Source organism: Aeromonas sp. S15(2024) (assembly GCF_041402265.1).
Taxonomy (GTDB): domain Bacteria; phylum Pseudomonadota; class Gammaproteobacteria; order Enterobacterales; family Aeromonadaceae; genus Aeromonas; species Aeromonas dhakensis.
The window spans coordinates 203,076-225,788 of sequence record NZ_JBGLQY010000002.1 but is presented as its reverse complement, the minus strand read 5'-3'; the positions used below and the strand labels follow the sequence as shown (position 1 = coordinate 225,788).

Below are 22,713 nucleotides of genomic sequence, written 5' to 3'. Positions count from 1 at the left end.
AATAAGCGTCAGGCGGCTGTCTGCGATTTGAACCAGCGCAGCCGCCCGCCCAGCAGATGCACCACGAACCCCAGCAGCACCAGGGCCGAGCCCAGCCACTGCAAGGGAGTGGGGTGCTCGTCCAGCAACAGGGCCGCCGCCACCATGCCGACGCAGGGCACCAGCAGGGAGAGGGGGGCCACCTGCGCCACCGGGTAGCGCATCAGCAGCCGCCCCCACAGGCCGTAACCGAGCCAGGTGGCGACAAAGGAGAGATAGAGCACGCACAGGATCCCCTGCCAGCTGATGTTGAGCAGGCTGCTGGCCATCAGCTCGGGTCCCTCGAACAGCCAGGAGAGGGCGAAGAAGGGGAGGATGGGCACCAGCCCGCCCCAGGCGACCAGGCTTGGCAGAGAGGTCTTGTAACGCAGGCCGATCTGGCGATTGATGACATTGCCAAGGCCCCAGCAGGCGGCGGCGCAGAGGGTTAGCACGAAGCCGAGCAGGGTGAGATTGCCCTCGCCATGGGTGGCGATGAGGTAGAGGCCGGCCCCCGCCAGCGGCAGGGCCACCCAGTGGTGGGGCTGCCAGCGTTCACCCAGCCAGATCATGGCGAACAGCAGGGTGAACACCACCTGGGATTGCAGCACCAGCGAGGCCATGCCCGCCGGCATGCCGAACTTCATGGCGCAGAACAGAAAGGAGAACTGCCCCAGGCTGATGGCACCGCCGTAGGCCAGCAGCCAGCGCCAGGGCATGGCGGGTCTGGGGACTAGCAGGATGGCGGGAAAGACCACCCCGACGAAGCGCAGTGCCCCCAGCAGCAGCGGCGGGATCCCCTCCAGCCCCCACTTGATGGCGACGAAGTTGAGCCCCCAGCAGAGGATGACCAGAGCGGCCAGAAACTTGTCCTTGGTGTGCATGTGACGTCCTTGAAAGAGTGGCCCTTGCCAGGTGGTGGCCAAAAGAGGACGAGCATACCCTCGTCTGGGTGGGCGCCGTCAAGCAGCCAGGCGGGGGAGCTGCCCGGCAACGGGGAGCAAGGTGCGATTCAGGCGGCGACGCAGTGCACTGTGATGCCGCGTGCAGTCAGGGTGGATCGCATGGGGGCGGGCAGGGCGTCATCGGTGACCAGCACGCCGATCTGGCCCGGCGTGCCGAGCAGGCTTGGGTGGATAGCGCCGAACTTGCTGCTGTCGGTGATGACCACATTGGTCACCCCCTTGGCCAGTACGCTGTTGACCACGTCCGCCCGCATCATGTCGCGGCCGGTGAAGCCCACCTCGGGATGAAAGCCGTCCACCCCGATGAAGGCCTTGGAGAAGTGCACCTGCTCGATGCACAGCCGGGTCAGCGCCCCCACCACGCTCTCGCTCTGATGCTGGAACAGGCCGCCGAGCAGCACCACCTGGGCCTGGGTGTCGCGCAGCAGGTGGGCGATGTAGCTGCTGATGGTGATGATGGTGACCCGTTTGTGCAGGGCCAGATGACGGGCCAGCAGGGCGTTGGCGCTGCCCCCCTCGATAAAGACCGTCTCGCCATCCTCCACCAGCTGGGCGGCCCGCTCGGCGAGGCGCTCTTTGAGCAGGTAGTTGATGTTCATCCGGGCGTCGGGGTCGTCGCTCTCCAGCGCCATGGCCGAGCCGTGCACCCGTTTGAGCAGCCCCTGTTTTTCGAGGGAAGTCAGGTCGTTGCGCACCGTCACCTCCGAGACCCCGGTACGTTGGGAGAGCTCGCTCACGCTCATCTTGCGGGCCTGATGGACCAGGGTGAGGATCAGTTGGTGGCGTGGGTTCATGGGACCTCGCTGGCTGGCAGTGGATAGCGGCAAGCCACCGCGCGGGTGGCTTGCCGGTCATAATGGGGCACAGCTGCCCCTGGTGGGGCCCGTCAGAGACTGTGCTCGGTGCGGGCGATGATATCATCTTGCGCATCGGGGGATAAGGCGGTGAAGAAGGCCGAATAGCCCGCCACCCGCACCACCAGATCCCGATACTGGTCGGGATGGGCCTTGGCCGCCAGCAGCGTCTCGCGCGAGACGATGTTGTACTGCACGTGCCACCCCTTGTGCACCTCGAAGAAGGTGCGCAGCAGGCTCATCAGCTTGGCCTTGTCCCGCTCGCTCTCGAGGCTGGCCGGGCTCAGCTTCTGGTTGAGCAGCACGCCGCCGAGGATGGCCGCTGTGGGCAGCTTGCTAAGCGAGTTGAACACCGCCGTGGGGCCGAGGCGATCCGAGCCCGACGCTGGGCTGGCCCCTTCCGCCAGCGGGGTGCGGGCGTGGCGACCATCCGGGGTAGCCATGGTGGCCGCACCGAACGGCACGTTGGCCGAGATGGAGGAGGTGCCCGCATAGTAGGTGCCGCCGATGGGGCCGCGGCCGAAGCGGGTGTTGTGCAGCCCCTTGAGCTCGTCGATGTAGCTCTGGTAGGCCTGTACCAGCAGCAGGTCGACCTCGTCCAGATCGTTGCCATATTTGGGGGCGGCATTGGTGAGGCGCTGGCGCAGCTGTTCGCCCTGCAATCCGGCAAAATCCTGATCTAACGCCTCGGCTAGCTCGCGCTGATCCACCACCCCCTGCTCGAACACCAGTTTCTTCAGCGCTGCCAGGCTGTTGCCCAGGTTGGCGATCCCCACCTGCAGGCCGGAGACCCAGTCATAGACGGCCCCCCCCTCCTTGATGGTCTTGCCGCGTTCGATACAGTCATCCACCAGGGCGCTGCAGAGGATGTCGTGGGCCTGGGCCTCCAGCACGCTGTCGACCACGCAATCGATCTCGATGGACTTGCGGGTGAAGTAGCGCACCTGCTCGTCCCAGCGGGCCATCACCTCGTCGAAATGGCCGAAGGTGCCGTCCTGCAGCGACTGGGGCTGGGGCAGGAAGACCTTGCCGGTGGTGGCATCGCGGCCGCCATCGAGCGCCGCCAGTAGGATGCGGGCGAAGTTGATAAAGCTCATGCCGGTGCAGCGATAGCCCCACTTGCCGGGCACCGCGGTCTCGATGCAGCCGATGGCGGCGTAGTGGTGGGCATCCTCCTCGCTCACCCCGAGCTTGATGAACTCGGGGATCACTACCTCGTCGTTGTTGAAGGCGGGCATGCCGAAGCCGCAGCGGATCACCTGGATGCAGGCGTCGAGGAAATCCTCGCTCATGCCGGCGTGGTAGCGCACCGAGAGGTTGGGTTGGGTGGAGCGCAGCTGGCCGCAGGACTCCAGAATCGCGTAGGAGAGGCCGTTGACTGCGTCGTGGGCCTTGCCATTGCGCCAATTTTGGCCGCCGATGGTGACGTTCTGGTAGAGCGGGCTGCCGGCGGAGGCTTTGGAGTGGGTGCCGGAGCGGATCTTGTTCACCTCCAGCAGCTTGAGCCAGCACCCTTGCAGCAGCTCGATGGCGCGCGTGCGCGGTAGGAGTTCCGACAGCTCAACCTCGCGGCGATACCAGGGGTAGAGGTACTGGTCCATCCGGCCAAACGACACCGAGTGGCCGTTGGACTCGATCTGCAGGATGAGCTGGATGAAGTAGCACAGCTGCAGCGCCTGCCAGAAGGTCTCGGGGGGCCGGTGGGCGATGTGGGCGCAGTTGAGGGCGATGGTCTCTAGCTCGCAGCGGCGCTCGGGACGCGGCTCCTGCTGCGCCAGTTCGCGGGCCAGCGCGGCGTAACGCTCGATGTGCTGGCTGACGGCATCGAAGGTGATGGTGACGGCCTGCAGGAACTGCTCGCGCTGCAGATCGGCCCAGTCCGCCAGATCGAGCCGGCCGCGCCGCTCGGCCACCCTGGTCTTGAGGCCGTCGAGACCGAGGGCAAGCAGCTGCTCGTAGTTGACCGCGAGGTGGGCATCCCCCGAGGTCATGTTGCCCTCGGCCTTGATGATGCCGCTCTCCAGCAGCCCCTTCTGCTCGTCGGTAAAGAGGCCGTAGCAGCGATCCTGCACCGTCTGGCCGCGCCAGAAGGGGGTGAGGGCGTGGATGGCCAGCTTGTCCGCCTCGCTCACCGCAAAGCCGGCGCCGGGGCGGTCGGCCAGCTCGTCTATCTCCTTCTCGATCCAGCCCACCGTGTATTCGGGAAAGAGCGGCGCCGCCCGCACCTGGCTCGCCTGGTTGCCGACGATGAGCTCGTCGTGCTTGATCCAGATGGTGCGCTCCTTGAGGTGATGGGCCAGCGCCAGGGCACGGCGCACCGGCAGCGGTCTTGCCAGGTGGGCCTGATAGGCCTCTGTATAGTGGCGGGCCCGCTCGGTGCAGACCGGTGGCTGGACGATGTGGATCAGGCTCTCCTTGTGGGCACGGATCCGCGGGGGCAGGGTGGTGAGGTCGAGCTGGGTCATGGTCTTATCCTCTGGTCATAGGGCAGTGAGTGGCTGATGCCATGGGGTGTTGCTAGCCCCGGGTGAGCGGGGTCAGCCCCTGCGCACGGGCACACTCATGGGCAAAGGCGAGCAGTGCCGGGTCATCGAGTGGCTGGAGGGGGGCCTGATAGGGTTGGTCGAGCAGGGCGTACTTGCCCACGCCCAGGGTGTGGTAGGGGAGAAAGTGGATCTCCTGCACCGTACCGAGGCTGGCGGCGGCCCGGGTGATGGCCTCGATGGAGGCGTGGTCGGCATTGAAGCCGGGGATGAGCGGCACCCGGATCTGCATGGCCACGCCGCGCTCGGCCAGCCGCTTGAGATTGGCCAGCGGCAGGGCGACCTTGCCGCGGGTCCAGTCGAAGAAGCGCTCCTCATCCACATGTTTGAGATCCGCCAGCAGCAGGTCGAGGTAGGGGAGGCTGGGTTCAATCTGGTGCCAGGGCACGTGCAGGCAACTTTCCACCGCGGTATGCAGCCCCTCGGCCTGGCAGCGGGCCAGCAGGTTGGCGGCAAATGCGGGCTGCATGAAGGGCTCGCCGCCGGAGAGGGTGACCCCGCCGCCACTGCGCTCGAAGAAGGGGCGATCCCGCAAGATGGTGGCCATCAGGCTGTCCAGGCTCTCCTCCCGGCCGCACACCTGCAGCGCTTCGCAGGGGCAGAGGCCGCGCAGCCGTTCCACATCCTGATTGCCGAGGGATGTGCGGGTGAGCTGGACACCCTGGCTGTCACGCAAGATTGCCGGGCAGGCGTCGCTGCAGAGCCGGCATCCCTCGATGCATTGGCGCCGGTCGAGTAGTATGTCCGGCTTGGGAGAGCGGCTTTCCGGGTTTTGACACCAGCGACAGGCCAGCGAGCACCCCTTGAGAAACACCAGGGTGCGAATGCCGGGGCCATCGTGAGTTGAATAGCGTTGCAGGTCGAAAATCATACCGCCTCCTTTTGTTTTTGCATTCTATTTTCTTTCGTTCGAAAGTTGATTTGATTTTGATCAACTAAATTGCGGATGTTATGTCGCTAGAATGGCGACAGATTGCACATCCCATTAAGGAGTCAGAGATGGAGCTTTATCTCGATACTGCCGATGTGGCTGCGGTGCGCCGCTGGTCACGGATCCTGCCGCTGGCCGGCGTCACCACCAACCCGTCCATTACCGCTGCCGGTGGCATGCCGCTGGCCGAGCTGTTGCCTGCCCTGCGGGAGGCGCTGGGCCCCAAGGCGCGGCTGTTTGCCCAGGTGATGGCCAAAACCGAGACCGAGATGGTGCGCGAGGCATTTGCCCTGCGTGAGCTGGACCGGGACCTGGTGATCAAGATCCCGGTATGTGAAGAGGGGCTGGCGGCCATCAAGACCCTGACGGCCAACGGGGTGCCGACCCTGGGCACGGCGGTCTATACCCCGCTGCAGGGCTGGCTGGCGGCGGTGGCGGGGGCCGAATACGTAGCGCCCTACGTCAACCGGCTGGATGCCCAGGGGGGCGATGGCATCGCCACCGTGCAGGAGCTGCAACAGCTGCTGGCGCTGCACGCGCCGCACAGCAAGGTGCTGGCAGCCTCCTTCCGCACCCCGCGCCAGGCCCTCGACTGCCTGCTGGCGGGTTGCCAGTCCATCACATTGCCGCTCGACGTGGCCGAACAGCTGCTGCGGGTGCCGGCGGTGGACGCGGCGCTGGCGAAGTTTGATCAGGATTGGCAGCGGGCGTTTGCCTGAGCCTGTTTGAAGGCCGGATGATGAAGGGGCGGCAGGCGGGCTAAGCTAGAAGAGAGGGCCCGCTGTGACGGGCCAGTATCGATGGCTGATCGGAGGTGCCCCATGAGCGACCATACCCTGCTGCCCCACGGTGAAGATCTGCGCCGCGCCGTGCGCTGGCTCAGCGAGCACCATCAACACGACATCCGTGCCATCGAAGAGGCCTGCATCCGCTTCGATCTGTCGCCGCTGGATGAGGAGTTCCTCATCCAGCACTGCGTCGAGCGGTCGCGGGAAGGGGGCGCCAACTAGACGAAGTTGGCGAGGTTGATGCCGAACTCCTTGGGATCGACCGTACTCTCGATGGTCTCCTGCACCCCGTTCTTGGCAAGATCCAGCCACTGCACCTCGAGGTAGTGGCGCTGGGTTCCGTGATAGATCACCTTCACCACCGGTTTGAGCGGTTCATGAGGATTGCGCTGCATGACGATGGCCAGCCGCTGGTTGGAGAGCTGGACCAGGGTACCTACCGGATAGACCCCCATGCACTTGATGAACTTGGTGACTAGTTCGGCATCGAAGTGGTGGTTGATCCCCTTGAGCAGAATGCGAAAGGCCTGGGTCGGCTGCATCCCCTGCTTGTAAACCCGATCCGCAGTGACCGCGTCATAGACATCGACGATGCCGCTCATGCGGGTATAGAGCGAGAGCTGCTCGCCCTTGAGCCGCTGCGGGTAACCGGTGCCGTCGAGCCGTTCGTGATGGTTGGCGGCCACCTCCAGCATGGTGGCGGTGATGCCGGGGGTGTTGCTCAGGATCTCGTAGCTGTGCACCACGTGCTGGCGCATGACAGCGAACTCCTCGTCGGTGAGCTTGCCCGGTTTGTTCAGCACCTCATCCGGGGTCATGATCTTGCCCACGTCGTGCAGCAGGCCGCCCAGGGTCAGCTCCTTGAGCACGCTGCGATCCAGGTCCAGATAACGGCCGAAGTTCGCCAGCAGGATGGCGACGTTCATGGAGTGCTCCATCAGGTAGGCATCCTTGGCGCGAATGCGGGCCAGACAGAGCATGGCGTCGCCGTGGGTGAACATGGTGTCCACCATCTCCTCGGCCACTGCCGCCAGCGGCGTGATGTCGATGGGCTCCCCCGCCTTGAGGTGGCGGATGAACTTGCCCTGCAACTCGCGAGCCTCCTGATAAAGCCGGCGGATCTTGAGCTCGCGCCCCTCGCCGTTGCCACTGCCGGAGGGACGTTGTGAGCTGGTCGCAGAGACGGCGGGTTGGGGGGAGATGACTTGTTCGATGCCGGGCAGCTTGCTGCGGGCGAGATCGACCCGCACCGTGAGTACGCCGCGCCTGACCAGATCGTTGATCTGCTGACGGGTGGTCACCAGCCCCATCTGGGCAATCTCCATGCCGCCGGTCTGGCTGGTAATGGCGATCACGTACATGCCGGGTTGCAGCTGGTTGACGGGGATAACGGGATGAGGAGTGTGCGACTTCATACGGCTTCCTGACATTATTATTATGCGTGACGTTAGGCCCTCTGTTGGCAGTCTAACACCGGCGCCCGGGTTCGTCATGGCGACATGCTGGCCGGCCTTGGCGCTTAGTGCTGGAGTTGTCGGCCCCGGCCGATATAATGACGCCCCTTTCTTGATGGACTCTGAGGTTGTGCATGCGGCTCGATAAATTTCTTTGCGATTGTTCCGACTTGACCCGCTCGCTGGCGGGCAAACTGATCCGGCAGGGAGAGGTGATGGTGGACGGCATCGTGGTCAAGCAGCCCGCCTTCCACATCAACGAGCAGAGCCAGATTGAATTCGACGGCGTCACCCTGACCCTGGATCAGCGCAACCGCTACTTCATGCTGCACAAGCCGGAAGGGTATGTCTGTTCCAACGAGGATCCGGATCACCCCACCGTCTTCTTCCTGATGGACGAGCCGGCCATGGGCAAGCTGCACGTGGTGGGGCGGCTCGATCTCGACACCACAGGTCTGGTACTGGTGACCGATGACGGCCAGTGGTCCCATCGCATCACCTCTCCCCGTCACGAGTGCGCCAAGACCTACCACGTCTGGTTGGCCGATCCGGTGAGCCCGGATGCCATTGCGCTGTTTGCCGAAGGGGTGCTGCTGCGCAGCGAGACCGAGAAGACCCGGCCGGCCCAGCTGGAGATCCTGGGGGAGTGCGAGGCGCGCCTCACCATCCACGAGGGCAAGTACCATCAGGTGAAGCGGATGTTTGCCGCCATCGGCAACAAGGTGGTGGGGCTGCACCGGGAGCGGGTGGGCGATCTGGTGCTGGACGATGATCTGGCGCCGGGCGAATATCGCGAGCTGACCGTCGACGAAATCGCCCGCTTCTGATCGCCAGGAGTCAGTGGCCGCTGGCGCCCAGCACCAGCACTGTCCCCAGGGTGGCCAGCAGGGTGCCGGCCCAGGCGGCGGCGGACGGCCGCTCGCCCGAGTGCCACCACAGCAGTGGCAGCAAGATGACGGGGGTGGTGGAGGAGAGAATGGCCACCATGCCCACATCCCCCTGTTTCAGGGCCACCAGGATCAGCGTCATGCCGAGCGCCATGGCGAGGAATCCGTTGAGGGCTATCATGCCGAAGATGCGACGGTTGATGGGATGCAGCGGCTTGCTCAGTGGCAGCCCGGTCATGCGCAGGGCGCAGTGAGCCAGCAGGGCGCTGCCCATCCTGACGCCGGAGGCGCTCACCGCATCGACGTTGCCGCCCATCATAACCGGTTTGGCGATGATGGCCCCCAGGCTCTGGCAGAGGGCGGCAGTCAGCCCCAGCGCGACCCCGGCTGCCAGGCTGCCCCGTATTTTTTCCCATTCGCTGCCGCTGCTGCGCCGACCAAACAGAATGGCCAGCATGACGCCGACAAACACCAGCATGGCGCCAGCCAGCCGGGAACCGGTCAACTGCTCGTTGAACAGCCAGAGCCCGAGCAGCGCGGAGAACAGCGCATGGCAAGAAAACAGCAGACCGCTGCGACGGGGACCCAGCCGGTTCATGCAGGCGTAGAGGGCGGTATCGCCGATGAAGATGCCGATGAGGCCCGAGATGGCCAGCAGGGGGAGGGTGCTGCCCGAGAGGGTATGCCAGCCGCCGGTCAAGAGACTCATGCTGCCGAGCATCAGACTGACCAGGCACATCCGCCAGCGGCTGTAGGCAAATGGCCCCAGATGACGAGCCGGTTTGACGGAAATCAGGGCCGCCACTGCCCATAAACTGGCCGCTGCCAGCGCCAGCCACTCATACCCCATAAAAACTCCTGAAAAAAATAGCCCGAGAGACTCCATCTCTTGGGCAAGCCCGATACAATACGGGGCGTCTTCGGGGATAACAAGCGCGGCATCATGCATTCGTATCCAGGCGCGCCGCCGGCCTTCCCCCTTTCCTGAAATAAGTGCATTGAACGAGGTTTATGTCATGGTTTACCGCTTAGTACGCCGGCCGGCATCACGCTGGCTCTCCCCCTTGCTGCTGGGGCTGCTGCTGACCCCGCCGCTGCAGGCGACCACGGTATCCCAGGATCCCGCGTTGTCGGATCGCCAGACCCTGGTCAAGGGCAATGGCGCCGAGCCCGAATCCCTCGACCCGGCCCAGATCCGCTCCGGCTTCCCCGGTGAAGTGGTGCTGGTGGACCTGTTTGAAGGGCTGGTGAGCGAAGATGGTCAGGGACGGATCGTGCCGGCCCAGGCCCAGCGCTGGGAGACCAGTGCAGACGGACTGGTCTGGCGTTTCTTCCTGCGCCCGCAGCTCAAGTGGTCCAACGGCGAGCCGCTCACCGCCGCCGACTTCGTCTATGCCTGGCGCCGTCTGCTGGACCCCGCCCAGGCTTCCCCCTCTGCCGGCCTGCTGCTGGCAACCGGCATCAACAATGCCCAGTCCATCTACGCCGGCGCGCTCGATCTCAACACCCTGGGGGTGGAGGCCGAGAGCGAGCAGATCCTGAAAGTGACGCTGGAGCGGCCGGTTCCCTACTTCCTGCAACTGATAAGCCAGCGCCCCTTCGTGCCGGTCAACGAGAAAGCCATCAGCCAGTTCGGCAAGCAGTGGACCCAGCCCGGCAAGCTGGTCAGCAACGGCGCCTACAAGCTGGTGAACTGGGTACCGAACGAGCGCATCGAGGCGGAGCGCAACGTGCAGTACTGGGATGATGCCCACACCCGGATCCAGCGGGTGACCTATCTGCCGCTCGCCTCCCAGCATGCCGAACGGCTGCGCTACGAGGCGGGGGAGATCCAGCTCACCAACAAGGTGGCGCTGGAGTATTACCAGAAAACCAGAGAGGCAACCCCCGAGCGGATCTGGGGTCTGCCGCTGCTGGGCACCTACCTCTACACCTTCAACCTGCGCCGCCCTGAACTGCAGGACGTGCGGGTGCGCCAGGCACTGGCCATGACCATCGATCGTCATCTGTTGACCGAGAAGGTCAGCGGGCAGGGCGAGCAACCCGCCTGGTCGCTGCTGCCCGGCATGCCGGGCTACGAGGCGTTGAGCTCTCCACTGGCCCTGCAGGATCAGCCGACCCGGCTGGCCAGGGCGGCCGCGCTGCTGGCCCAGGCCGGCTATGACAGCCAGCATCCTCTCAAGCTGACGCTCACCTACAACACTTCTGAGAATCACAAGAAGCTGGCGCTGGCCGTCGCATCCATGTGGAAGCCGCTGGGGGTCGAAGTGACGCTCAACAACATGGAGTGGAACGCCTATCAGGTGGCCAAAGACAGCGGCGATTTCATGCTGGCCCGCTCCTTCCTGTTCGGGGATTACGTGGAGCCCTCAGCCATGCTCAACAGCTTCCGCTGCCAGGATCCCCAGAACGAGAGCGGTTACTGCAACCCGGCCTTCGACGGCCTGCTGCAACAGGCGGCCGATACCCTGGATGGCAATGCCAGAAGCGGGATCTACCACCAGGCGGAGCAGTTGCTGATGGACGAGATGCCGGCCATCCCCGTCTATCACTACAACCAGATGCGACTGGTGGATCCTACCCTGCGCGGCCTGCCGGTGCAGAACCTGAAAGGGGCGATCGCCACCAAGGATCTCTACTTCAGTCAGCAGTAAGGAGCTCGCCATGAAGATTGCCATTCTTTCCGACCTGCACGGCAGCCTGAGTGCGCTGGAGCAGGTACTCGACCAGCTCGCCCCCTGGCAGCCGGATCACTATCTGCTGCTCGGCGATCTGCTCAATCACGGCCCGCGTAACCCGGTGCCGCCTGGCTATGCCCCTGCGGCCGTGGCCGAGCGGCTCAACGGGCTGGCCTCCCACATCATGGCGGTGCGTGGCAACTGTGATTCGGAAGTGGATCAGATGCTGCTGGATTTTCCCATCACCGCCCCTTACAACCAGCTGCTGGTGGATGGCCGGCGCTGGTTCGTCAGTCATGGCCATCTCTATCAACCTGCCGAGGTGCCGCTGCCTGCCGGCAGCCTGTTCATCAGCGGTCACACCCATCTGCCCGTGCTGCAGCAGGAAGGGGAGCTGGTGCTGATGAACCCGGGATCCATCTGTTTTCCACGCGGCAATCTGGCGGCAAGTTATGGCCGCTACGAGGATGGGGTGCTCGGCATTCACGCCTGTGCGGACAGCGAAGTACTGTTGCAGCTGGCGCTGTAAAAAAGAGAAGAGGGATGGTTGTGCTGCGGGGCAGCCTGTCGTCGTAACGGGGGAGGTCAGGCCTTGATGCCGATGGAGCGGGTACCGGAGCGGGTATTGCCCTTGGCGTCATAGGTCAGGGAGTTGCGATCCCGCAGCTTGCTCAGGTAGCTTGCCAGCCGGCGGTTGGAGACGATGCTGAGCTCGAGCAGGCGCCCGTTCAGATCGTTCTGTTCCTGGCAGGCATCGAGTTTCTCACGCAGGGTGCGCATCTGCTCGGGGTAGGCGTTCAGTTGCTGTTTCAGGTCGGGCAGCAGTGCCATGGCCTTGTCCAACTCTTCAATATCGGCAAGCAGCTTCTGCTTGTGCTCTGCCAGCTCGGGCAGCGCCAGTGCCTGGTGCTGCTTGAGCAGGTTGAACTCCTCCTCCAGCAAGCCCTGCATCTGGGAGAGGTAGTCGTCTTGGGTGTGCAGCAGCGAAGGTAAATCCATCATCCCAGCAACTTGTCGAGGTTGGATTCAAAACTGAACATCTTCTTGGCCACAGCTTCGCTGTCGACCCGATATTCACCATTGGCCACGGCTTTCTTCAGGCTCTCGACCCGGCTTTCATTGCCGGTGGAGGCTGAGTTGAGGTTCTTCTGCATCTGTTGCAATTGCTGCGCCTCGCTGGTCAGAGAGACGGAGTCGGTCTTGACGGCCGCCGCACGGTTGTCGGAGGACGAGGTCGCTGGTTTGGTGCTGGCACCCTGGCTGCTACCGGTATTTTGCAACCGATTGTTCGCCAAGTTGTTGATATTGTTAATAGCCATAGTGTTTACCTTCGCCTGCTTTGCTGTTCGCTTACCTGTTTATCGGTGGCTGCCGTCATAACTTTAGAAAAAAAGTGATCCGAAAATACTCAGAAGGTGACCACCACGGAGCCAACTGCGTTGACTTTTCCCTGCACCGTTTTGCCTGACCGGATATTGACGAGCCTGATCATGTCTCCGAAGCTGCCATCTTGCAAGGCTCGGGCCATGGTTTTGATTTGCATGCTGCTATTTTCTGCGCTGAGGGTCACCTGGTCACCCTTGCAGACGACGCAGACCTGGCTGAGCCGGATAGGCTGGCCCGGCTTGAGTTCCCGTTTGCTGCGAACGCCGATGAGGGCCGTGGTATCGCTGAGATAGTCGCCGCGGATCAGGGTCTGATCCTGGTAGGCCTGTGTCAGCACGCTCTCGCTGAGGATGTCGCCCTTGGCTACCGGCGTGGAGACGGTCACATACGGCTTCTGTATGCTGATCCGCACCGGCAGGTAGAGATCCCAGGGTTTCTCCTCCTCACATTTGAGGTAGACGGTGGTATTGCGGCGGATCTCCATCTTGGCGGGCAGGGTGATGGACAGATGCTCTTCGCAGCGACTCAGGGGCAGACGTTCATCGATGGAAGCGGCCTGCACCTGTGCCTGGGCGTCGAGGGGGACATCGAGCTGGCCGAGCACAAATTCCTGCGCCTTTTCTTGCAAGTAACTGGTCACCTCGGATGCCGTGGCGTGAGAAATGCCGCAAAACAGCAGTAAGGTGAGGAAAAGTCTACTAATCATTTTCGCTCGCAGGCCGATAAGTTGTTCACGTATATCACCATATTTAACTATGCTTGCTTCAGAATTCGTTCGTAGTGACATCGACAGTCTGACGCAAGCCAACACGCATGCATGATTAATGCCAAGCGTTTTTAGGGAGTGTTTATGGCCAGTATCCTGGACTCGGTCAACCAACGTACCCAGCTGGTGGGGCAAAACCGGCTGGAATTGTTGTTGTTTCGTCTCAACGGACGTCAAAGATTTGGCATCAACGTATTCAAGGTTCGTGAAGTGTTGCAGTGTCCTCCCTTGACCGTCATGCCCAAGTTAAACTCCTGCATTCGCGGGGTGGCCCACATTCGTGGCCAGACGATCTCCGTCATCGATCTGAGCATGGCGATGGGCAAGCGTCCTATCGAGGATCTGACCAAGTGTTTCATCATCATTTCTGAATACAACCGCTCCATTCAGGGTTTTCTGGTGCACTCGGTGGAGCGCATCATCAACATGAACTGGGAGTCCATTCTGCCCCCGCCGAAAGGGGCGGGGCGCATCAACTACATGACGGCCGTCACCGAGGTGGATGGGGAGCTGGTCGAGATCCTGGACGTGGAGCGCATCCTCAACGAGATTTCGCCGGTGTCGACCGAAGTGAGTCAGGAGCTGGTGGAGGCCAGCGTAGAACACCCGACCCTGGGACGTCCGGTGCTGGTGGCCGATGACTCTTCCGTGGCCCGCAAGCAGGTGCAGCGCGCCCTCGAAGCCATCGGGGTACAGTGCGTGCTGGCCAAGGATGGACGCGAAGCGCTCAACATGTTGCTGGAGATGTCCAAAAACGGTCCCATCAAGGATCAGATCGCCCTGGTGATTTCGGACATCGAGATGCCGGAGATGGATGGATATACTTTCACGGCAGAGATCCGCAACAATCCCAATCTCAAGGACTTACATGTTATTCTGCACACATCCCTCAGTGGGGTGTTCAATCAGGCCATGGTGCAGAAAGTTGGTGCGAACAATTTCATTGCCAAATTCCAGCCGGATGAATTGGCCAAGGCCGTACAAGGCGCACTCTAATCAAGAAGAACAAACTGCATGAAGACACTTTCGGACGACTTATACAAACAATTCAGCAATTTTCTGGCGGTACAGAGCGGAATCGTGCTGGGTGACAACAAACAGTATCTGGTCAAGAGTCGGCTTTCACCCTTGATGACTCAGTTTGGTATTGAGAGTCTGTCTGATCTGGTTACTCGAGCGATGAGTGTGCGTGAGCGTGACCTGAAAATGGCAGTGGTTGATGCCATGACCACCAACGAAACCCTGTGGTTTCGCGATACCTATCCCTTCCAGCTGCTGACCGACAAGATCTTTCCCGAGCTGGGCAAGAGCGGTCGGCCCATCAAAATCTGGTCTGCGGCCTCTTCCTCCGGACAGGAGCCCTATTCCATCGCCATGACGGCGCTGGAACAGCAGATGAAGAAGCCCGGCACCTTGCCAGGTGGCGTCCAGATCGTGGGGACAGACATCTCGACCACCATGCTCAATCAGTGCAAGGAGGGGGTATACGACAGCCTGGCACTGGCCCGTGGTCTGTCGCCCGAGCGCAAGAAGCTGTTCTTCGAACCCTATGGTGACAACAAGATGCGGGTGGTGGAGCGTGTCAGAAAATTGACCACCTTCCGGCCCTTGAACCTGCTGGAGAGCTACAGCCTGCTTGGCAAGTTTGACATCATCTTCTGTCGCAACGTACTCATCTACTTTGCCCCGGAAGTGAAGTCCAAGATCCTCAACCAGTTTGCAGCCAGCCTCAATCCTGGCGGCTACCTGATGTTGGGGGCTTCCGAGTCGCTGGCCGGTTTGACCGACAGGTTCGAGATGATCCGCTGCAACCCCGGCATCGTCTACAAGGTTAAATGATCCCCGCTTAAATCCCTCTTTGGCACACCTCTTGCTAATAATTTCTCAAGCAGGAGGTGTGCTATGGCAATTTCATTCGACAAGGCATTTGGTATCCATCAATACACGCTGAGCGTTCGCTCCAAGCGTGCCGAGGTGTTGTCCAGCAACATTGCCAACGCGGATACCCCTGGCTTCAAGGCCAGAGACATCAACTTCTCGCAAGCATTGGAAGAGGCCCAGCAACATCAGGGCTTCGGCCTTGCCACGACCAGCGAGAAGCACTTTGCCCTGCAGATGGATGCGCCTGGCGTGACGCAGTACCGCAATCCCCTGCAGCCGGATACCGGTGATGGCAACACGGTGGACGTGCAGCAGGAGCGCAGCGAGTTCTTGCGCAACAGCCTTGAATACCAGACCTCCCTTGAATTTATGAACAGCAAGATCAGTGGCCTGCTGAAGGCCTTGAAAGGAGAACAGTGATGAGTTTGTTCAAGGTCTTTGACATTGCAGGCTCGGCCATGAGTGCACAGTCTGTTCGACTCAACACGGTAGCCAGCAACATGGCCAACGCCGACAGCGTGAGCTCCAGCGTGGAAAAAACTTACCATGCCAGGCGGCCAATCTTTGCCGCCCAGCTGGATCAGGCCATGTCGGACAAGCAGGCGTCGGCCGGGGTTGAAGTGAAGGGCATTGTCGAGAGCGATGCCCCTCTGCTCAAGGAGTACAACCCCAACCACCCCATGGCAGACAAGGATGGCTTCATCTTCAAGCCAAACGTCAACATGGTGGAAGAGATGGCGGACATGATCAACGCCTCGCGCAGCTATCAAACCAACGTGCAGGTGGCCGATTCTGCCAAGAAGATGCTGCAGCAGACGCTCAACCTCGGCAAGTCCTGACAGGGGGACGCATAAATGGCAGATACAACCAGTGGTGTGAACGGTATTGGCTATACCTCCACCCAGACCACGGGCACGACCACCACTCCGAAGAAGGAGCTGGATCAGGAGTCGTTCCTGAAGCTGCTGACCATGCAGCTCTCCTATCAGGATCCGTTCAAACCGGTGGACAACGCCCAGATGCTTTCCCAGATGACGTCCATGTCGACGTCCCAGGGGATCAGCAGCCTGTCGAACCAGATTGGCAGCCTCAATACCTTGATGACCTCCAGCCAGGCGCTGCAGGCGTCGGCACTGGTGGGGCAAAACGTCTTGCTGCAGAGCAACGTCGGCTACCTGGAAAAAGATGGCTCTTTGCCGGGTGTGGTCGCAGTGGGCACAGAAAACAAGTATTCGAACGTCAAGATCACCATCGAAGACGAGAGCGGACAGGTCATCAAGGAGTTTCCTCTGGAAGGTGATCAGAAGGGCAACGTCGAAATTGTATGGGATGGCAAGGACAAGAACGGAAACCCGGCCAAAGAGGGCAAATACACCCTCAAGGCAAACGGTACCGTGGACGGGAAGTCGGAGAGTGTGCCGATCTTTGCCTACGGCAAGGTCGACAGCGTGATCCTGGGTTCGGCCAGCAATCCGACCCAGCTCAATTTGAAAGGCCTCGGTACAACAAGCTTGAACAGTATCTTGCAGATTGCAGGTACGGTGAAAACACCATCAACCACCACGCCAACAGCATCGATCTAAGGAGCTGGATATGTCATTTAACAATGCCTTGAGCGGTGTCAACGCGGCACAAAAAGATCTGAACGTTACCGCCAACAACATTGCCAACGTCAATACCACGGGCTTTAAAGAGTCTCGTGCCGAGTTTGCGGACGTCTACGCCAACTCCATCTTCGTCAATGCCAAGACCCAGGTCGGCAACGGTGTGGCAACGGGGGCGGTGGCGCAGCAGTTCCATCAGGGAGCGCTGCAATTCACCAACAACGCCCTTGATTTGTCCATCCAGGGCAACGGCTTCTTCGTGACGTCGGACGGTCTGACCAACCTGGATCGTACCTTTACCCGGGCTGGTGCCTTCAAGCTGAATGAAAACAGCTATATGGTCAACAATCAGGGCAACTATCTGCAAGGTTATGAAATCAACACGGATGGGACACCGAAGGCGGTCAGCATCAACGCCACGAAGCCGATTCAAATTCCGGATCGGGCGGGCGAGCCCAAAATGACCGAGCTGGTGGAAGCCAGTTTCAACCTGAGTATCGAGTCGAAAACCAAACCGACGTCACCGGCTGCGTTTGATCACACCAACTCCGCCACCTTTGCCCACTCAACTTCCGTGACGATTTATGATTCGCTGGGTGCCCCCCACGTGATCACCAAGTATTTTGTCCGCCACGAGGATCCGGCTGCCCCGGGAACGCCGCTGACTCCGGGTACCTGGAGCATGTACATGTATGAGGGGGACAAGCCCATCGACATCGCTGGTGGTTCACCCAGCCCGGCCGCAGGTGTCCCCACCGGCGTCCAGATGACCTTTACCTCCGGCGGCAAACTGGATACAACGCTGACCGTTCCGGCAGATCCGATCAAAACCGTTGCGCTTGGTACTGCGGCCGGGATTATCACCAATGGTGCCGACCCCACCCAGACACTGGAGATCCGTCTCGGCGACGTGACGCAATACAGCTCGCCTTTCAACGTCACCAAGCTGACCCAGGATGGCGCCACCGTTGGTAATCTGACCAAGGTGGAGATTACGCCGGATGGTATTGTGTCGGCGACCTACAGCAATGCGACCACGTTGAAGGTTGCCATGGTGGCACTTGCCAAGTTCGCCAACTCGCAAGGATTGACCCAGGTCGGCGATACCTCCTGGCGCCAGTCTCTGCTCTCTGGCGATGCGCTGCCAGGCACCCCCAATTCGGGCACCCTGGGCAGCATCAAGTCCTCTGCGCTGGAGCAATCCAACGTGGATTTGACCTCCCAGCTGGTCAACCTCATCACGGCGCAGCGCAACTTCCAGGCCAACTCCCGTTCGCTGGAAGTGAACAGCTCCCTGCAGCAGACCATACTGCAGATCCGTTAAGTCTGGTTGCATGCACGACAAGGGGCGCTTCGGCGCCCCTTTTTATTGCCTGTTGTTGCGGGTGATTGCGGCGGTAACTGACAAGCTTGATGGGGATTGGCATTCAAATTGCAGTTCCTCTGCCAGAGTCATCAGTTTGACGGAGGATCCCATGGATCACCTGCTATACATCGCCATGTCCGGGGCCAAGGAGAGCATGAACAGCCTGGCTGTTCGAAGCAACAACCTGGCCAACGCCAACACCACCGGCTTCAAGTCTGACTTCGAGCAGGCGCGCAGCATGCAGGCGTTTGGCGAAGGGCTGCCCACCCGGGTGTTCGCCATGGCGGAGCGGCCGGGACAGAACCTGCAGCACGGCATGCTGATGACCACGGGTCGGGATCTTGACGTTGCCGTCGACGGTCCGGGCTGGATTGCGGTGCAGGATCCCAAGGGCGGTGAAGCCTATACCCGCATGGGCAACCTGCAGCTCAGTGCCACCGGCAATCTGCAGACCTCCACCGGCCTGAACGTGGTGGACGACGGCGGTCAGCCCATCGTGCTGCCGCTGCCGATGGAGAAGATCGAAATCAACCGGGACGGCACCATCAGCGGCCGGCCGGAGGGGGCCGCCCCCAACCTGCCGGAGGAGTACCAGCGCATCAAGCTGGTCAACCCGGCGGCCGATGCGGTGGAGAAGGGGCAGGATGGCCTGTTCCGTCGCAAGGATGGCCAGAATGAAGCGGCGTCGGCCAATGTGGGCCTCATCGCCGGCTCCCTCGAGGGGAGCAACGTCAACGTGGTCGATGAAATGACCAACCTTATTCGCTTGCAACGTCAGTTCGAAACCCAGGTCAAAATCATGAAGACCGCGGAAGAGAATGACGAGGCCCAAACCCAGCTGCTGCGTATCAGCTAACCAAGGAGTTTTATATGAACCCTGCACTCTGGATCAGCAAGACCGGGTTGGATGCACAGCAGACCAATATCTCGGTTACCTCGAACAACCTGGCGAACGCCAGCACCGTGGGTTACAAAAAATCCCGGGCCATCTTCGAGGATCTGCTCTATCAAAACATCAATCAGCCGGGCGGTCGCTCGTCGGCCGACACCGAGCTCCCCTCCGGCCTGATGCTGGGGGCGGGTGCCAAGGTGGTGGCCACTCAGAAGAACCACAGCCAGGGCAACGTGCAGACCACCGACAACTCGCTGGATCTGATGATAAGCGGCCGCGGCTACTTCGAGATCCAGCTGCCGGACGGCAGCGCCGCCTATACCCGCAACGGCCAGTTCACCCTCAATGATGAAGGGACCATAGTCACGCCGGGCAACGGCTATCCGTTGCAGCCGGAAATCCAGATCCCCGAGAACGCCCAGAGCGTCACCATTGGGGAAGATGGACAGGTCTCGGTGCAGCTCAAGGGGGATGGCGCTTCCCAGGTCATCGGCCAGATCAATACCAGCGACTTCGTCAATGCCTCCGGCTTGCAGCCAATGGGGGAGAACATGTTCGTCGAGACCCAGTCCAGCGGTGCCCCCATTCAGGGGGTGGCCGGCACGGACGGGCTTGGGGTGATCAAGCAGGGCATGCTGGAGACCTCCAACGTCAACGTGACCGAAGAGCTGGTGAATCTGATCCAGGCCCAGCGGGTGTACGAGATGAACTCCAAGGTTCTCTCGGCGGTGGACGGCATGATGTCCTTCCTGATCCAGCGCACATAAGTAGGAGGCGCACCATGAAAGCCATATGGATGCTGGGACTGATGGTATTGGGGGGCTGCAGCAGCACCCCCAATACCCCTAAGCCCGATGATCCCGAATTTGCCCCCGTTTACGGGGAGTCGGAGCCGGTCTCGGTCAGACCGACCGGGGCGATTTTCCAGCCCGATCAGGTCAACGGCATCTACTCGGACATCAAGGCTCACAAGGTGGGTGACATCATCACCATCGAGCTGGCCGAGTCCACCTCTGCCTCCAAGAAGGCCAATACCCAGAGCGGCAAGGACAACAAGCTGACGATGAACACGGCGATGCTGGGTGGCGTACCGGTAACGGCCGGCCCCTATGATCTGTCGGCCTCCCTTGGCCAGAATGGTGCTTTCAAGGGGCAGGCCAAGGCGGATCAGAGCAACAGCCTGCAGGGCAACATCTCCGTCAGCGTGGCCAAGGTGCTGCCCAACGGCAACCTGCTGGTGCGCGGCGAGAAGTGGATCATGCTCAACAACGGCAATGAATATATCCGGATCACCGGCATGATCCGCCCCGAGGATGTGACCACGGACAACAGCGTCTCCTCCCAGAAGGTGGCCAATGCCCGCATCCATTACGGTGGTACCGGCGATCTGGCCAACAGCCAGGAACAGGGGTGGCTCACCAGCTTTTTCAATGGTCCCTGGTGGCCGCTCTAGGAGGTGTTATGAAGTCGCTCCGTCTTGTTGCCCTGTTTTGCTGCCTGTTGCCCCTGGGGATGGCCCATGCCTCCCGGATCAAGGACATCAGCTCGGTGGAAGGGGTGCGCAGCAACCAGCTGATCGGCTACGGCCTGGTGGTGGGTCTGCCCGGTACGGGTGAGAAGAGCAACGCCTTCACCGAGCAGACGTTTCGCACCATGCTGAACAACTTCGGCATCAAGGTGCCGGACAACATCAAGCCCAAGATCAAGGACGTGGCGCCGGTGGCCATCCATGCCGATCTGCCCCCTTTTTCCAAGCCGGGGCAGACCATAGATGTGACCGTATCGGCCATCGGTGAGGCCAAGAGCCTGCGCGGCGGCACCCTGCTGCAAAGCTTCCTCAAGGGGCTGGATGGCCGGGTCTATGCGGTGGCGCAGGGCAGCCTGGTGGTTGGCGGGCTGGGGGCCGAGGGGGCTGACGGCTCCAAGGTGGTGGTCAATACGCCCACCGTGGGCCGCATCGCCAACGGGGCCACCGTGGAGCGGGAGGTACCGAACTCCTTCAGTCAGGGGGATACCATCACCTTCAACCTGAATCGTCCCGACTTTACCACGGCGCGCCGGCTGGCCGACGTGGTCAACGATCTGGTCGGCCCCAACACCGCGCAGGCGCTCGATGCCACCTCGGTCAAGGTCTATGCGCCGCGGGATCCGGGCCAGCGGGTCTCCTATCTTGCCACCATCGAGAACCTGGAGGTGGATCCGGCCACCGAGGCGGCCAAGATCATCGTCAACTCCCGTACCGGCACCATCGTCATCGGCAGCCAGGTGCGGCTCAAGCCGGCGGCCATCAGCCACGGCGGCTTGACGGTCACCATCGCGGAGAATCAGCAGGTGTCCCAGCCCAATCCGCTCTCGGGTGGCCAGACGGCGGTGACCAATAACTCCACCATCAATGTGCAGCAGGAGCAGGGGCGCATGTTCAAGCTGGATACCGGGGCGACCCTGGATGATCTGGTGCGGGCGGTGAACCAGGTCGGGGTGGCACCCGGCGACCTGATGGCGATCCTGGAGGCGCTGCAGCAGGCTGGTGCCATCGAAGGCCAGCTGGTCATACTGTAATCAACAAGCGGCAAGGGGTTGCCACGGGCGGCAATGAGGTAAGCAAAATGGCAGAGTTAGATAACAACGGCGGCGTGAATCTGGGCATGGTACAGGACATCCAGAACCTGGATCGCCTGCGCCAGTTGAGCCAGAGCAAGGAGGGGAAAGCGGATGCGCTGATGGCCGCCTCCCGCCAGTTCGAGTCCATTTTTACCCAGACCCTGTTCCAGAGCATGCGCCAGGCCAACCAGGTGCTGACCCAGGACAGCCCTTTCAACAGCAGCTACACCCAGTTCTACGAGGGGATGCTGGACGAGCAGCGGGTCGCCGACATGTCGAGCAAGGGGGGGATCGGTCTGGCCGCCATGGTGGCCAAGCAGCTCTCGCCGGAGACCTTCACCCATCACGACGGGCGGGTGCTCAAGATGCCCCAGCGTACCGAGCGGGTCTACAAACCCTATCAGCCGCCCACCTCCGCCGCCAACGATCTCATCTCCGCCTCAAAAGTTGGCAAAGATTTTGCTGAGAAAGAGATGCAAGGGGATACTCAGCCTCAGACAGCACTGCATCGTACCCGTCGAACCGTACCGCCCATGGGGCCGGCGGCAGAGGTACACGGCATGCGCAGTCGCAAGGCGCTGGATGATACCGCGCAGGTGTTCGACTCCCCTGAAGAGTTTGTCGACCGGTTGATGCCGCTGGCCAAGAAGGCGGCCGCCAAGCTGGGGTTGAGCCCGGCGGTGCTGGTGGCGCAGGCCGCGCTGGAAAGTGGCTGGGGCAAACGGGTGATCAAGAACGGGGCGGGGCAGGTGACCCACAACCTGTTCGGCATCAAGGCCGACCCGCGCTGGGAAGGGCCCAAGACGGTGGTCAGCACCTTGGAATATGAAAAAGGAGTGGCATCGCGCCAGAAGGCCGCGTTTCGCTCTTACGAGTCGTTCGAAGAGAGCTTCAACGACTATGTCGATTTCCTGACATCGGGCTCCCGCTACAAGGGGGCGCTGGCCAAGGTGGACAGTCCGGATCGCTATTTCGAAGCCTTGCAACAGGCCGGATACGCTACCGACCCGCACTATGCCAGGAAACTGAAACAGGTATTGCGCAGTGACGCCATTGCCGGCTACTCCGCGACCAACACGACAGAAATGGAGCTGTAAGT

The 22,713-nt window shown here is 61.5% G+C and carries 25 protein-coding genes; 16 read left to right on the top strand and 9 right to left on the bottom strand.

Annotated elements, in window-relative coordinates; translation table 11 throughout:
• Positions 1–8: 8 nt before the first annotated feature.
• The 4 genes from ACB033_RS05195 to ACB033_RS05180 form a co-directional block, all read right to left on the bottom strand.
• Positions 9–902: an EamA family transporter gene (locus tag ACB033_RS05195; protein WP_005302790.1), complete on the bottom strand. Its 894-nt coding sequence runs from the start codon at positions 900–902 to the stop codon at positions 9–11.
• A 128-nt stretch (positions 903–1,030) separates the two neighbouring features.
• The gene (locus ACB033_RS05190; protein ID WP_139725879.1) at positions 1,031–1,777 is read right to left on the bottom strand and encodes a DNA-binding transcriptional regulator YciT; all 747 of its coding nucleotides are present in this window, start codon (positions 1,775–1,777) and stop codon (positions 1,031–1,033) included.
• 92 nt (positions 1,778–1,869) lie between these two features.
• The gene (locus ACB033_RS05185) at positions 1,870–4,302 is read right to left on the bottom strand and encodes a formate C-acetyltransferase/glycerol dehydratase family glycyl radical enzyme (RefSeq protein ID WP_139725878.1); all 2,433 of its coding nucleotides are present in this window, start codon (positions 4,300–4,302) and stop codon (positions 1,870–1,872) included.
• Between the two features lie 52 nt (positions 4,303–4,354).
• Positions 4,355–5,251, bottom strand: coding sequence for a glycyl-radical enzyme activating protein (locus ACB033_RS05180; RefSeq protein WP_139725877.1), 897 nt, complete (start codon positions 5,249–5,251; stop codon positions 4,355–4,357).
• 128 nt (positions 5,252–5,379) lie between these two features.
• On the opposite strand from ACB033_RS05180, the gene fsa reads away from it, so the two are divergent.
• Both fsa and ACB033_RS05170 read left to right on the top strand, forming a co-directional pair.
• Positions 5,380–6,030, top strand: coding sequence for a fructose-6-phosphate aldolase (gene fsa / locus ACB033_RS05175; RefSeq protein ID WP_005302782.1), 651 nt, complete (start codon positions 5,380–5,382; stop codon positions 6,028–6,030).
• Between the two features lie 102 nt (positions 6,031–6,132).
• Complete coding sequence (locus tag ACB033_RS05170) at positions 6,133–6,321, top strand: hypothetical protein (RefSeq protein ID WP_010633458.1); 189 nt, start codon at positions 6,133–6,135, stop codon at positions 6,319–6,321.
• Here the strand turns inward: ACB033_RS05170 and ACB033_RS05165 are convergent.
• Complete coding sequence (locus ACB033_RS05165) at positions 6,318–7,514, bottom strand: HD-GYP domain-containing protein (protein ID WP_017765631.1); 1,197 nt, start codon at positions 7,512–7,514, stop codon at positions 6,318–6,320. The two genes, ACB033_RS05170 and ACB033_RS05165, sit on opposite strands and share 4 nt — an antisense overlap.
• A 173-nt stretch (positions 7,515–7,687) precedes the next feature.
• Between ACB033_RS05165 and rsuA the strand changes: the two genes are divergently transcribed.
• Positions 7,688–8,380: a 16S rRNA pseudouridine(516) synthase RsuA gene (rsuA, locus tag ACB033_RS05160; RefSeq protein WP_010633459.1), complete on the top strand. Its 693-nt coding sequence runs from the start codon at positions 7,688–7,690 to the stop codon at positions 8,378–8,380.
• Positions 8,381–8,390: 10 nt separating this feature from the next.
• On the opposite strand, the gene ACB033_RS05155 is transcribed toward rsuA, so the two are convergent.
• On the bottom strand, positions 8,391–9,290 hold the full coding sequence (locus tag ACB033_RS05155; RefSeq protein WP_010633460.1) for a DMT family transporter: 900 nt from the start codon (positions 9,288–9,290) through the stop codon (positions 8,391–8,393).
• Between the two features lie 166 nt (positions 9,291–9,456).
• On the opposite strand from ACB033_RS05155, the gene ACB033_RS05150 reads away from it, so the two are divergent.
• Positions 9,457–11,094: a peptide ABC transporter substrate-binding protein gene (locus tag ACB033_RS05150; RefSeq protein WP_124250084.1), complete on the top strand. Its 1,638-nt coding sequence runs from the start codon at positions 9,457–9,459 to the stop codon at positions 11,092–11,094.
• Between the two features lie 10 nt (positions 11,095–11,104).
• Entirely contained in the window at positions 11,105–11,647 is a 543-nt protein-coding gene (gene yfcE, locus ACB033_RS05145; RefSeq protein ID WP_139725875.1) for a phosphodiesterase, read from the top strand.
• Positions 11,648–11,703: 56 nt separating this feature from the next.
• Here the strand turns inward: yfcE and ACB033_RS05140 are convergent, their stop codons facing one another.
• From ACB033_RS05140 to flgA, 3 genes are all read right to left on the bottom strand, one after another.
• Positions 11,704–12,120 (bottom strand): flagella synthesis protein FlgN, encoded by a 417-nt coding sequence (locus tag ACB033_RS05140; RefSeq protein WP_162519921.1) that lies wholly within the window; start codon positions 12,118–12,120, stop codon positions 11,704–11,706.
• Positions 12,117–12,437: a flagellar biosynthesis anti-sigma factor FlgM gene (gene flgM / locus ACB033_RS05135; RefSeq protein ID WP_005302771.1), complete on the bottom strand. Its 321-nt coding sequence runs from the start codon at positions 12,435–12,437 to the stop codon at positions 12,117–12,119. The genes ACB033_RS05140 and flgM overlap by 4 nt, the downstream gene beginning before the upstream one ends.
• A gap of 89 nt (positions 12,438–12,526) precedes the next feature.
• Positions 12,527–13,132 carry a flagellar basal body P-ring formation chaperone FlgA gene (flgA, locus tag ACB033_RS05130; protein ID WP_010633464.1) on the bottom strand — a complete coding sequence of 202 codons (606 nt, stop codon included), beginning with the start codon at positions 13,130–13,132 and terminating at the stop codon, positions 12,527–12,529.
• 222 nt (positions 13,133–13,354) lie between these two features.
• Here flgA and ACB033_RS05125 point away from each other — a divergent pair, with 222 nt between their 5' ends.
• The 11 genes from ACB033_RS05125 (at position 13,355) to flgJ (ending at position 22,711) form a co-directional block, all read left to right on the top strand.
• Positions 13,355–14,266 (top strand): chemotaxis protein CheV, encoded by a 912-nt coding sequence (locus ACB033_RS05125; RefSeq protein WP_005302769.1) that lies wholly within the window; start codon positions 13,355–13,357, stop codon positions 14,264–14,266.
• 18 nt (positions 14,267–14,284) lie between these two features.
• A complete protein-coding gene (locus ACB033_RS05120) occupies positions 14,285–15,109 on the top strand; it encodes a protein-glutamate O-methyltransferase CheR (protein WP_095592404.1) in 825 nt (274 codons plus the stop codon).
• A 63-nt stretch (positions 15,110–15,172) separates the two neighbouring features.
• Entirely contained in the window at positions 15,173–15,571 is a 399-nt protein-coding gene (gene flgB, locus ACB033_RS05115) for a flagellar basal body rod protein FlgB (RefSeq protein WP_005302767.1), read from the top strand.
• Complete coding sequence (gene flgC, locus ACB033_RS05110) at positions 15,571–15,990, top strand: flagellar basal body rod protein FlgC (RefSeq protein WP_005302766.1); 420 nt, start codon at positions 15,571–15,573, stop codon at positions 15,988–15,990. The genes flgB and flgC overlap by 1 nt, the downstream gene beginning before the upstream one ends.
• Before the next feature lie 15 nt (positions 15,991–16,005).
• Entirely contained in the window at positions 16,006–16,734 is a 729-nt protein-coding gene (locus ACB033_RS05105) for a flagellar hook assembly protein FlgD (protein ID WP_005302765.1), read from the top strand.
• Positions 16,735–16,744: 10 nt separating this feature from the next.
• Positions 16,745–18,079 (top strand): flagellar hook protein FlgE, encoded by a 1,335-nt coding sequence (gene flgE / locus ACB033_RS05100; RefSeq protein WP_017778565.1) that lies wholly within the window; start codon positions 16,745–16,747, stop codon positions 18,077–18,079.
• Between the two features lie 151 nt (positions 18,080–18,230).
• Positions 18,231–18,977, top strand: coding sequence for a flagellar basal-body rod protein FlgF (gene flgF / locus ACB033_RS05095; RefSeq protein WP_005302763.1), 747 nt, complete (start codon positions 18,231–18,233; stop codon positions 18,975–18,977).
• A gap of 14 nt (positions 18,978–18,991) precedes the next feature.
• On the top strand, positions 18,992–19,780 hold the full coding sequence (flgG, locus tag ACB033_RS05090) for a flagellar basal-body rod protein FlgG (protein WP_005302762.1): 789 nt from the start codon (positions 18,992–18,994) through the stop codon (positions 19,778–19,780).
• 14 nt (positions 19,781–19,794) lie between these two features.
• A complete protein-coding gene (gene flgH / locus ACB033_RS05085; protein WP_005302761.1) occupies positions 19,795–20,466 on the top strand; it encodes a flagellar basal body L-ring protein FlgH in 672 nt (223 codons plus the stop codon).
• Positions 20,467–20,474: 8 nt separating this feature from the next.
• Positions 20,475–21,572, top strand: a complete 1,098-nt coding sequence (locus ACB033_RS05080; protein ID WP_010633466.1) for a flagellar basal body P-ring protein FlgI — start codon at positions 20,475–20,477, stop codon at positions 21,570–21,572.
• Between the two features lie 47 nt (positions 21,573–21,619).
• Positions 21,620–22,711 (top strand): flagellar assembly peptidoglycan hydrolase FlgJ, encoded by a 1,092-nt coding sequence (gene flgJ / locus ACB033_RS05075; RefSeq protein WP_017778564.1) that lies wholly within the window; start codon positions 21,620–21,622, stop codon positions 22,709–22,711.
• Positions 22,712–22,713 lie beyond the last annotated feature (2 nt).

Excerpts from the sequence above, each read along its gene's own strand:
- ACB033_RS05195 (WP_005302790.1), bottom strand. The coding sequence starts at position 902 with ATGCACACCAAGGACAAGTTTCTGGCCGCTCTGGTCATCCTCTGCTGG.
- ACB033_RS05190 (WP_139725879.1), bottom strand. The coding sequence starts at position 1,777 with ATGAACCCACGCCACCAACTGATCCTCACCCTGGTCCATCAGGCCCGC.
- ACB033_RS05185 (WP_139725878.1), bottom strand. The coding sequence starts at position 4,302 with ATGACCCAGCTCGACCTCACCACCCTGCCCCCGCGGATCCGTGCCCAC.
- ACB033_RS05180 (WP_139725877.1), bottom strand. The coding sequence starts at position 5,251 with ATGATTTTCGACCTGCAACGCTATTCAACTCACGATGGCCCCGGCATT.
- fsa (WP_005302782.1), top strand. The coding sequence starts at position 5,380 with ATGGAGCTTTATCTCGATACTGCCGATGTGGCTGCGGTGCGCCGCTGG.
- ACB033_RS05170 (WP_010633458.1), top strand. The coding sequence starts at position 6,133 with ATGAGCGACCATACCCTGCTGCCCCACGGTGAAGATCTGCGCCGCGCC.
- ACB033_RS05165 (WP_017765631.1), bottom strand. The coding sequence starts at position 7,514 with ATGAAGTCGCACACTCCTCATCCCGTTATCCCCGTCAACCAGCTGCAA.
- rsuA (WP_010633459.1), top strand. The coding sequence starts at position 7,688 with ATGCGGCTCGATAAATTTCTTTGCGATTGTTCCGACTTGACCCGCTCG.
- ACB033_RS05155 (WP_010633460.1), bottom strand. The coding sequence starts at position 9,290 with ATGGGGTATGAGTGGCTGGCGCTGGCAGCGGCCAGTTTATGGGCAGTG.
- ACB033_RS05150 (WP_124250084.1), top strand. The coding sequence starts at position 9,457 with ATGGTTTACCGCTTAGTACGCCGGCCGGCATCACGCTGGCTCTCCCCC.
- yfcE (WP_139725875.1), top strand. The coding sequence starts at position 11,105 with ATGAAGATTGCCATTCTTTCCGACCTGCACGGCAGCCTGAGTGCGCTG.
- ACB033_RS05140 (WP_162519921.1), bottom strand. The coding sequence starts at position 12,120 with ATGATGGATTTACCTTCGCTGCTGCACACCCAAGACGACTACCTCTCC.
- flgM (WP_005302771.1), bottom strand. The coding sequence starts at position 12,437 with ATGGCTATTAACAATATCAACAACTTGGCGAACAATCGGTTGCAAAAT.
- ACB033_RS05125 (WP_005302769.1), top strand. The coding sequence starts at position 13,355 with ATGGCCAGTATCCTGGACTCGGTCAACCAACGTACCCAGCTGGTGGGG.
- ACB033_RS05120 (WP_095592404.1), top strand. The coding sequence starts at position 14,285 with ATGAAGACACTTTCGGACGACTTATACAAACAATTCAGCAATTTTCTG.
- flgB (WP_005302767.1), top strand. The coding sequence starts at position 15,173 with ATGGCAATTTCATTCGACAAGGCATTTGGTATCCATCAATACACGCTG.
- flgC (WP_005302766.1), top strand. The coding sequence starts at position 15,571 with ATGAGTTTGTTCAAGGTCTTTGACATTGCAGGCTCGGCCATGAGTGCA.
- ACB033_RS05105 (WP_005302765.1), top strand. The coding sequence starts at position 16,006 with ATGGCAGATACAACCAGTGGTGTGAACGGTATTGGCTATACCTCCACC.
- flgE (WP_017778565.1), top strand. The coding sequence starts at position 16,745 with ATGTCATTTAACAATGCCTTGAGCGGTGTCAACGCGGCACAAAAAGAT.
- flgF (WP_005302763.1), top strand. The coding sequence starts at position 18,231 with ATGGATCACCTGCTATACATCGCCATGTCCGGGGCCAAGGAGAGCATG.
- flgG (WP_005302762.1), top strand. The coding sequence starts at position 18,992 with ATGAACCCTGCACTCTGGATCAGCAAGACCGGGTTGGATGCACAGCAG.
- flgH (WP_005302761.1), top strand. The coding sequence starts at position 19,795 with ATGAAAGCCATATGGATGCTGGGACTGATGGTATTGGGGGGCTGCAGC.
- ACB033_RS05080 (WP_010633466.1), top strand. The coding sequence starts at position 20,475 with ATGAAGTCGCTCCGTCTTGTTGCCCTGTTTTGCTGCCTGTTGCCCCTG.
- flgJ (WP_017778564.1), top strand. The coding sequence starts at position 21,620 with ATGGCAGAGTTAGATAACAACGGCGGCGTGAATCTGGGCATGGTACAG.